The organism is Limosilactobacillus ingluviei DSM 15946 (assembly GCF_001435775.1).
Taxonomy (GTDB): Bacteria; Bacillota; Bacilli; order Lactobacillales; family Lactobacillaceae; genus Limosilactobacillus; species Limosilactobacillus ingluviei.
The window spans coordinates 1-4,518 of record NZ_AZFK01000074.1; the positions used below are offsets into that span (position 1 = coordinate 1).

At 50.1% G+C, this 4,518-nt stretch carries 4 protein-coding genes and 15 tRNA genes; 1 reads left to right on the forward strand and 18 read right to left on the reverse strand.

Going from position 1 to position 4,518, the window contains the following annotated elements; translation table 11 throughout:
* Window positions 1-38 precede the first annotated feature (38 nt).
* From FC43_RS07345 to spxA, 3 genes are all read right to left on the reverse strand, one after another.
* Window positions 39-791, reverse strand: a complete 753-nt coding sequence (locus tag FC43_RS07345) for a competence protein CoiA (protein WP_056955232.1) — start codon at window positions 789-791, stop codon at window positions 39-41.
* Window positions 792-953: 162 nt separating this feature from the next.
* A complete protein-coding gene (locus FC43_RS07350) occupies window positions 954-1,604 on the reverse strand; it encodes an adaptor protein MecA (protein ID WP_019205081.1) in 651 nt (216 codons plus the stop codon).
* 107 nt (window positions 1,605-1,711) lie between these two features.
* A complete protein-coding gene (spxA, locus tag FC43_RS07355) occupies window positions 1,712-2,113 on the reverse strand; it encodes a transcriptional regulator SpxA (protein WP_040469652.1) in 402 nt (133 codons plus the stop codon).
* Window positions 2,114-2,453: 340 nt separating this feature from the next.
* Between spxA and FC43_RS07360 the strand changes: the two genes are divergently transcribed.
* Window positions 2,454-2,951, forward strand: a complete 498-nt coding sequence (locus FC43_RS07360) for an antibiotic biosynthesis monooxygenase family protein (RefSeq protein ID WP_056955233.1) — start codon at window positions 2,454-2,456, stop codon at window positions 2,949-2,951.
* A 124-nt stretch (window positions 2,952-3,075) separates the two neighbouring features.
* Here FC43_RS07360 and FC43_RS07365 read toward each other — a convergent pair.
* From FC43_RS07365 to FC43_RS07435, 15 genes are all read right to left on the reverse strand, one after another.
* Window positions 3,076-3,151, reverse strand: a tRNA-Asp gene (locus tag FC43_RS07365).
* Between the two features lie 4 nt (window positions 3,152-3,155).
* A tRNA-Met gene (locus tag FC43_RS07370) sits at window positions 3,156-3,229 on the reverse strand.
* 12 nt (window positions 3,230-3,241) lie between these two features.
* A tRNA-Glu gene (locus FC43_RS07375) sits at window positions 3,242-3,314 on the reverse strand.
* Window positions 3,315-3,379: 65 nt separating this feature from the next.
* A tRNA-Ser gene (locus tag FC43_RS07380) sits at window positions 3,380-3,468 on the reverse strand.
* A gap of 2 nt (window positions 3,469-3,470) precedes the next feature.
* Window positions 3,471-3,544 (reverse strand) — tRNA-Ile (locus FC43_RS07385).
* 16 nt (window positions 3,545-3,560) lie between these two features.
* A tRNA-Gly gene (locus FC43_RS07390) sits at window positions 3,561-3,631 on the reverse strand.
* An 11-nt stretch (window positions 3,632-3,642) separates the two neighbouring features.
* A tRNA-Phe gene (locus FC43_RS07395) sits at window positions 3,643-3,715 on the reverse strand.
* A gap of 3 nt (window positions 3,716-3,718) precedes the next feature.
* Window positions 3,719-3,794, reverse strand: a tRNA-Asp gene (locus tag FC43_RS07400).
* A gap of 5 nt (window positions 3,795-3,799) precedes the next feature.
* A tRNA-Met gene (locus FC43_RS07405) sits at window positions 3,800-3,873 on the reverse strand.
* Between the two features lie 12 nt (window positions 3,874-3,885).
* Window positions 3,886-3,973: transfer RNA gene (locus FC43_RS07410), tRNA-Ser, on the reverse strand.
* A gap of 27 nt (window positions 3,974-4,000) precedes the next feature.
* A tRNA-Ile gene (locus FC43_RS07415) sits at window positions 4,001-4,074 on the reverse strand.
* A 16-nt stretch (window positions 4,075-4,090) separates the two neighbouring features.
* A tRNA-Met gene (locus tag FC43_RS07420) sits at window positions 4,091-4,164 on the reverse strand.
* Between the two features lie 31 nt (window positions 4,165-4,195).
* Window positions 4,196-4,269 (reverse strand) — tRNA-Pro (locus tag FC43_RS07425).
* Window positions 4,270-4,277: 8 nt separating this feature from the next.
* Window positions 4,278-4,351: transfer RNA gene (locus FC43_RS07430), tRNA-Arg, on the reverse strand.
* Window positions 4,352-4,354: 3 nt separating this feature from the next.
* Window positions 4,355-4,443: transfer RNA gene (locus FC43_RS07435), tRNA-Leu, on the reverse strand.
* Window positions 4,444-4,518: the final 75 nt, after the last annotated feature.

Below are 4,518 nucleotides of genomic sequence, written 5' to 3' on the forward strand. Positions count from 1 at the left end.
TTTCTAACAGCATAAAAGAGTTACTCTTCTATGTTGTTCTACATTTTATATAGCAGGTGCCAGGCCAATAATGATTCGTCAATCAAGGGCCAATTGGTCTCTTGGTAATGCGCCACCAGGGGACAATTGACCCCGATGTGCCCCGCTTGATATAGGGCCCCAAGCAGCTGGCGGGTGGCCGCGGAACTGGTCGAATTGCCTTGCAACCAAGCTACATCCCGGCTGACCTGGCGGGGCGCTACGGTGGCTACTGGCGTGATTTGGCCGGTTTGCCAGGTCAATTGACCGCGGGTGACCTGCCAATAATATAAGCACGGGCGACCGTGATACAGCTGGGTAAACTGCGCTTGTTTTGCCCGGTGCAAGCTGCGCTGGTAGGGTTGGCCCAAGAACCAAACCGGCTGAATCCCCAACCGGGCATACCCACGGTTGCGTTCCTGCAGTCGGGCCAAGCTCAGGGCACTGCATTGAAATTCCAGGGCCACTTGCCGAGAATTAATGGTCACCAAGACATCAGGGCGCTGTTGAATCATGGGCAAATAAACCTCTGCTTGGGGCTGCCAACCTTGGCGAGTGGCCCAGGCCATGATTTGTTGTTTGCCTTGTTGGTGTTCTGCTGTTTCGCCCCCAGCCCGCGGCGTACACGCCCGTTGATGAGCAAAATAGGCGGGCTTTTGTTGCCCCCGTCGCAACATTAGTGGTTGACCACAGGTTGGACAATAATATACCTGCTGTTTTTGGGCGTGGCGCGCTAAGGTTAAGTGACCGGTTGCATCAACTGCCATTTGCATCTAAATCCCCCCTTACTTATATATACGCGTTTTGGGGCGATTTTAAACTAAAATAATTAAATTTATAACAAGAGCCAAAAAGCAAGCCCGAAAAATCATTTTCCCGGCTTGCTTTGGTTCGTTTAATTCAGCTAATAACAGTTAGGCTCGGTACCGTTGCCATTAAGCGAAGTAGTGGCGGGCCAGTTCAATGGCCGTTTGCTCCATGACCAAGCGACCATGTTCTTTTAAGACTGCCGCCGTCGTCGTGGTGGCCTGCGCAAATTCATAGACAACAGCCATCCGGTCGTGCACTTCGCCCGCCGTTAAATTCCCATCATTTAAGAAAGTCAAGACCAAGTAGTATTGATCTTGCCATTGATACAGATCCGACGTTAAGTTCAAAGTATCTAAGACCGCCGCCAAGGCAACGAAATCTTCAAAGTCCTTCATCACGACGACCCGCTCCAACTTATCAACGTCCGGATCTAGTAAGGCTTCATCAACTTCATCCCCGGCTAACTCGTCCGTCGGCTCATCATCATAGCCTTGCAGCTGGGCTTTAATGTTGCGGGCCAACTCTTCACCCCGGTGGGAGCCACGAATGATAAGTAATTCTAATCCGTTATTTTGTAATGGGCGCACTTGAAACGTCAACGGCTCATCCGGGCTAAAATCATGATCAACATCCACTTCATCCAAGATCTGATAGAAAAAATCTTCCACCCGCTCTTGATTGCCCATTAGCTCGGGAAGGGAGATCCCGCGTTGAACCAAGTCGTCTTGATCAATCAGGACTTGAATGGTATCTTCATTAATTCGTTTGGTTTCCATCCTTTTTTCCCTCCAATTTCCGTTTTTATTAATCCCTCCTATTTTACCGAATTTACGCCCAAACTGCAAAAAAAGCGGCGCTGCCGCTTCGCGCTCAGCCCCACTTTTTAAACCATATTTGCCCGCCGTTGGGCTTCAGCTAATTCCATTGCCCGCACCTTCCGCGGCAAGAAACGCCGAATTTCATCTTCATTGTAGCCGATTTGCAGCCGCTTATCATCTAAAATAATCGGGCGCCGCAACAAACCTGGCGTTTGCGCAATTAAAGCGTACAGTTCCGTCATTGGCAATTCATCCAAGTCCATTCCTAGTGATTGGTAGGCCTTGGAACGCTTCGAAATAATATCTTCGGTCCCGTTTTCACTCATCCGTAAGATCGTTTTGATTTCCGCGAGGCTCAATGGTTCTGAAAAAATATTTCGTTCGACAAATGGAATGTCATGTTCCTTTAACCACGCCCGCGCCTTCCGGCATGAAGTGCAACTAGGAGATGTATACAGTGTTACCATGATTTGGCCCCCTTCATTCATATTCGTTCAGTGACAATCCGCCAATACCTTGCTTCGTGGCTTCCCTCACCATATTTTCATAATTATTATAGCCCATTAGGACGATAAATAAAACCTCTCCCCGGAAATTTGTTTACTTTTTGTAAGTTCTTTAAAAATACGTTCTCAAGCGCTTTCACTAATATGTAAAAGTTATTTTACAACTACTGGCAAAAAGTCAAATAACTTGCCGATGGATTTTATTTAATTATCAATCCCCGTCAGATAGCTAATGATAACTCAACTGGGCCGCCCTTAGCTTTTCAGGCGTGTATAATAAAGGCAAAGGAAGTGAAGCCTGATGTTAAATGAACTCAGTTATACCCTGGGGTCGCGCGCCTATTTAATGGCGCGGGCCGCCACCTTAGCCCCCCGGCCCTGCAAGCTTTATGCCAGCAGCCGGGTACCGGATAAGTACGCCCTGTTTGACTTTTCAGGGCAACGCAGCCAATTTGCCGCCCCGATTCGGTTAAAGCCTATTACGGCCGTGGGCAGCGACGAATTCCGGGGCTTGTTAAGCTATCAATCCTTTAGCTTCGGCCGCAAGGACCGGAAAATGCTCCGCCAATGGGCCAGTGAACTATTGGCGACCACAGCCAAAACCACGCCGGCCTTCCTGACCGGCTATTTAACCCGCCGGAAAGATGATGCAGGCACCTTGGTACTGTTAACGTGGTGGCAAACACCGGCGCCCCTTGAGGCGTGGCTTAATAGCTCCGCGGCAGCCCCCCTGCGTCAATATGCCCACTCGGATCGTCGCGGCCAGTATTTTAGCGATCATTACCGCTTAGTGGATTAATGTAGCAGCCCTCAACAGAAAAGCTCTCAGAAGTTAGCACTGAGAGCTTTTTTATTCTTTGTTCAAGTAGCGGCGATTGCAAATAACAAAAAAGCAACATGTCCAAAACACGTTGCCAAGAAAGCGGTCCATACGAGACTCGAACTCGTGATCTCATCCGTGACAGGGATGCGTCCTAACCAAAACTAGACCAATGGACCAAAATTGCGGGGGCTGGATTTGAACCAACGACCTCCGGGTTATGAGCCCGACGAGCTACCAGGCTGCTCTACCCCGCGATAATATGAAAATGACCCGTACGGGATTCGAACCCATGTTACCAGCGTGAAAGGCTGGTGTCTTAACCAACTTGACCAACGGGTCATCCTTACGTAATCACCATACCAAGAAAGTAACAGTGATGCAAGTTAAAAACCTCAAACGAGGAACGGAGAAGGAGGGATTTGAACCCTCGCGCCGCTTGTCGCGACCTACACCCTTAGCAGGGGCGCCTCTTCAGCCACTTGAGTACTTCCCCAATGGGTCTAAGTGGACTCGAACCACCGACCTCACGCTTATCAGGCGTGCGCTCTAACCAGCTGAGCTATAGACCCATATAATATTCAATTAAGCGGGTAACGAGAATCGAACTCGCGACAACAGCTTGGAAGGCTGTGGTTTTACCACTAAACTATACCCGCAAAAGCGGTAATGGCGCGGGACGGAATCGAACCGCCGACACACGGAGCTTCAATCCGTTGCTCTACCAACTGAGCTACCGAGCCATACGGTCCATACGAGACTCGAACTCGTGATCTCATCCGTGACAGGGATGCGTCCTAACCAAAACTAGACCAATGGACCAAAAATTGCGGGGGCTGGATTTGAACCAACGACCTCCGGGTTATGAGCCCGACGAGCTACCAGGCTGCTCTACCCCGCGATAATTAAAAAAAGGAGGATAAGAGATTCGAACTCTTGCGTCGGTTGCCCGGCCTAGCGGTTTTCAAGACCGCCCCCTTCAGCCACTTGGGTAATCCTCCATAATATTTAACGGCTGTTGCGTAGGATGGACCTTGTAGGACTCGAACCTACGACCGGGCGGTTATGAGCCGCTTGCTCTAACCAACTGAGCTAAAGGTCCAAAATAACCACCCAAATCGCGGCGGGGGGGATCGAACCCTCGACCTCCCGGGTATGAACCGGACGCTCTAGCCAGCTGAGCTACACCGCGAAATAAGTAACTTAGATATTAAATTACCAAATCGGGAAAACAGGATTCGAACCTGCGACCCCCTGGTCCCAAACCAGGTGCTCTACCAAGCTGAGCTATTTCCCGAAAATCAATGCACCCAGCAGGAGTCGAACCTGCAACCTTCTGATTCGTAGTCAGACACTCTATCCAGTTGCGCTATGGGTGCGTATGGTGCCGAGGACCGGGATCGAACCGGTACGGTCATCACTGACCGCAGGATTTTAAGTCCTGTGCGTCTGCCAATTCCGCCACCCCGGCATTATCAAATGGAATTGGCAAAGCGGAAGACGGGATTCGAACCCGCGACCCCCACCATGGCAAGGTGATGTTCTA